The sequence below is a fragment of the Vibrio sp. B4-6 genome (genome assembly GCF_963888245.1).
Taxonomy (GTDB): Bacteria; Pseudomonadota; Gammaproteobacteria; order Enterobacterales; family Vibrionaceae; genus Vibrio; species Vibrio anguillarum.
Genome location: NZ_CAWPIM010000036.1, coordinates 1 through 3,426, shown reverse-complemented (window position 1 = coordinate 3,426; position 3,426 = coordinate 1). Strand labels below are relative to the sequence as shown.

The following is a 3,426-nucleotide window of genomic DNA, read 5'->3' as shown; positions in this document are numbered from 1 at the left end:
GGCAAAGCGGGTTTAGCTGTAGTGTCGTTCATATTCATAACCTAAAATATGTAAAAAAGTGCGCTATTGTAGACAATAGAAGCCGACCGCTCAACAAAGTAAAGATGCTATTTCATATGCGGTATAGAACGCAGAACTAGATGACATATAATGCCCGGTTAAGGGGCTGACAACGCAAAACACTGAACTCAAAATAACAACCGTAATCACAAAGGCCGATTTGAACAAAAATCGCCACGCGTTGGCAGTCCCTCTTGAACCGTTTGTTATGTTTATTTAGCCTAAGATTTCAGGCACTTAATTGCGTCACTTACCGTCTCAAATTGAATTTTTGTCAAACAAACTTCAGCTCGACAAAATTCGTGACATTGAATCAATCTTGATGCATCTTCTGCTGAAATCTGGACTGAGTTTCCAACCAAGTTAACCGCTGTTGAAGCATCTGAAACCAATGAATATACAAAACCTTCAGAATCGATTACTCGATCATCTGAGCTAAAAATCAGCCCCACACATTCGCAGTTCAAGTCAGTTTCTGAGCCCAAATAAATGAGCTCATCGTCACCATCCAATTTCAGGATACAAGGCCAATTGACCATGAATTTCTCCAATAAACATAACGCCTGGTTAAGGGGTTGACAACGCACCGCCGAACTTAAAAAGCGCACTGTAAACACTGAACTTCAATTTTGCATTAAAATCGACGAGCGTTGGCAATCCCTCTTTAACCGTTTGTTAGGCCAACCGATTGACACTGACACTTTCAAAACTAAAGAACGAGCTTTTTTTGTAAATTTTAAGCAAACTAACCGATTCATTTATAAACCAAAACTCTAACTCAGCAAAGAAACAACAAATATGTGATGACGATTTATCGAACAAGTTAAGCCAGGAAAAAGTGGATTTACAGCTCAATTCAAACTCGTTTTAGCTGATAAAAACTCACCTTGCCTAACGCCCGGCTAAGGGGTTGACAACGCACCGCCGAACTCAAAAAACACACTGTAAACGCTGAACTTCAATTTTGCACCAAAGCCGCCAAGCGTTGGCAATCCCTCTTGAGCCGTTTGTTATGCAAATTCAATAAGATAAACTGACTTTACTCGATCAAAAGCCACGATTGCAATGGTTGAGTGATTCAAGAACCAACCCAAGTAAGAACCGTGATAAATAAGCAGCCAAAACAAAGCCCACCTTTCAGCAACCAACCAAGCTTTTGAATCAGACAAACTCAACAAGCAAGACTTTCAGCAAGTGCAAAATGCTCGAATAACTTGCTCTTTCCACTCTTTGCGCACGCTGAATTGGCAACAAACCAGCACCAAAACTCATTGAGGCAAACAAAGAACCTTGCCTGTTTTACGGTTTGAGTTAACCACGAATTTGAGGGTGAAAGTGCTCATTTGCCGACAACACAAAACGAATGGTCAGAGAAATCCCAAAAGATTGAATCCCTAAATTTACCTGAGTTGCCTAACGCCCGCTTAAGGGGCAGCCAACGCTACTGCCAAGCTTCCGCATAACACCGTAATCACAAAAACCAACGCATAGTAAAAATGCCGCGCGTTGGCTGTCCCTCTTGAAGCGTTTGTTATGTTTTGGGCCAATGGGTACGATTTAGACCATAAACAGCATGATCTACAACTCGGCCATTCAAATTTTCTGCGCGACTGATTATGCCCTCAAGCGAGAAACCTAAACGTTCACATACATTACGACTTGGAATATTTTCGCTTGCTGCTGATATCTGAACCTTTTCCATATCAAACTCAGTAAAAGCCAAGTCGGTCAGTTTTAAAACTGACTTACTCACGATACCTTTACCTTGGTATTCAGAGCTTAACCAGTAGCCAATCTCTACTTTTTTAAGTTGACGGTTAATACTGTTAAAACTGATATTTCCAACCAACTTATCTTGGTAAATCATCCCACAAACTAAGGATTTTCCATCAGCATAATCATGCAATGAACTTTTGATAAAGCTAAGAAAAAACTCTTCATTGGTTGCATGAGGAGGCCAAGCTAACCATTGACTCAAGTATTCCCTCTCTCGACTGACAATTTCAAGATAGGCCGAAGCAAACTTGGGAGTAACCAAAGCCAGTTTCAGATCGGTATCAACATCCAATGTAAACATGATTTCCTCTTAAAAACATAACGCCCGGCTAAGGGGTTGACAACGCACCGCCGAACTCAAAAAACACACTGTAAACACTGAACTTCAATTTTGTACTAAAGCCGCCACGCGTTGACAATCCCTCTTGAGCCGTTTGTTAACTGCCTGAATACGTAAGCTCATTATGCGGTTACAACCTCTATGTACAACCTAGCATTTAGTGATCTTTGTTCAGATTTATAACTCATTGGTTTTGAAGAATATACAACTGAGATAGTATCAGGCCAACTGGATAATTTATTGGTAAAATCTTATGAAAGGTGATTTTTGCAATATAAAAAACTTTACACCTACTTCAAGAACTCTTGAAGGTATTAATGATATGAACAACGTTATTCAAATGAGTAACTATCTGGAAAGTATCATAAATCTATTGCCGTTTTATCAAATCTTTGCAGGGCGTAATTCTTATGCTGGTGTAGCAATAACCTCAGCAGGTTGGAACGCATATACATACGATTGGAAAAGCTTTTCAGAAGCAATCATGGCGATACCACAAATAAAAAGAGAAAGACTTGAGTATATTTCTTACAACCAGATGCTTTACGCAAAAGGAAAGGATTATGATTTTTGGAAATGTGTTTACAACTCATTTTAAATTAATGCCACTGTTATTAACTAGCTTGCTTTACTCTAGTACTTCTTTAGCATCATTTATTGAAGGCAAGCAAGATTTACAGTTTGATCTTGCTAATAAATATCAAGCTCTAGATGACAAAATGAAAGAATGTTCAACTCTGAAAAAACGTCCTGTGACAATAGATGACCCTTGGTTAAAGTCACTACCAGAACAAACACAAAGGATAGTTTTATTTGAGCTTTACAAAAAAGCTCAAAAGCGGTGCTCACAAAGTGAAGAAATTGCATATATTGCAGCAGCTGTTGAATTAGCAATCATTGGAGAAGAACAGCCATTAAATGAGTATATAAAACTAAGGACGTATGACTCCATTGACCCTGAAGGAGTAAAAATCATAGAAAAACTTGATGAAAAAGAACTTAAACGAGTTTCTCAACTTCATCAGTATCAATATCCATTTGATTTATTCTCACCTTTTTAATTCCATTACTTCCTCAAAACATCCTTAGATTTGAGGAAGTATCTTCCGTTGGCTAAAGCAGTTAACGCCCGGCTAAGGGGTTGACAACGCACCGCCGAACTTAAAAAACCACTGTAAACACTGAGCTTCAATTTTGTACTAAAGCCACCACGCGTTGACAATCCCTCTTGAGCCGTTTGTTAGAGCGCT

4 protein-coding genes are annotated in these 3,426 nt (G+C 39.1%); 2 read left to right on the top strand and 2 right to left on the bottom strand.

What is annotated here, in order from left to right:
• Positions 1–281 precede the first annotated feature (281 nt).
• Together AACV20_RS11380 and AACV20_RS11375 are read right to left on the bottom strand one after the other, a co-directional pair.
• A complete protein-coding gene (locus tag AACV20_RS11380; protein WP_142993762.1) occupies positions 282–599 on the bottom strand; it encodes a DUF4144 domain-containing protein in 318 nt (105 codons plus the stop codon).
• Positions 600–1,591: 992 nt separating this feature from the next.
• Entirely contained in the window at positions 1,592–2,137 is a 546-nt protein-coding gene (locus AACV20_RS11375; protein WP_055045063.1) for a GNAT family N-acetyltransferase, read from the bottom strand.
• A gap of 292 nt (positions 2,138–2,429) precedes the next feature.
• On the opposite strand from AACV20_RS11375, the gene AACV20_RS11370 reads away from it, so the two are divergent.
• The gene (locus AACV20_RS11370; protein WP_170908073.1) at positions 2,430–2,774 is read left to right on the top strand and encodes a hypothetical protein; all 345 of its coding nucleotides are present in this window, start codon (positions 2,430–2,432) and stop codon (positions 2,772–2,774) included.
• Positions 2,740–3,237, top strand: coding sequence for a hypothetical protein (locus AACV20_RS11365; RefSeq protein WP_094183051.1), 498 nt, complete (start codon positions 2,740–2,742; stop codon positions 3,235–3,237). The genes AACV20_RS11370 and AACV20_RS11365 overlap by 35 nt, the downstream gene beginning before the upstream one ends.
• The last annotated feature ends 189 nt before the right edge of the window (positions 3,238–3,426 follow it).

Excerpts from the sequence above, each read along its gene's own strand:
- AACV20_RS11380 (WP_142993762.1), bottom strand. The coding sequence starts at position 599 with ATGGTCAATTGGCCTTGTATCCTGAAATTGGATGGTGACGATGAGCTC.
- AACV20_RS11375 (WP_055045063.1), bottom strand. The coding sequence starts at position 2,137 with ATGTTTACATTGGATGTTGATACCGATCTGAAACTGGCTTTGGTTACT.
- AACV20_RS11370 (WP_170908073.1), top strand. The coding sequence starts at position 2,430 with ATGAAAGGTGATTTTTGCAATATAAAAAACTTTACACCTACTTCAAGA.
- AACV20_RS11365 (WP_094183051.1), top strand. The coding sequence starts at position 2,740 with ATGATTTTTGGAAATGTGTTTACAACTCATTTTAAATTAATGCCACTG.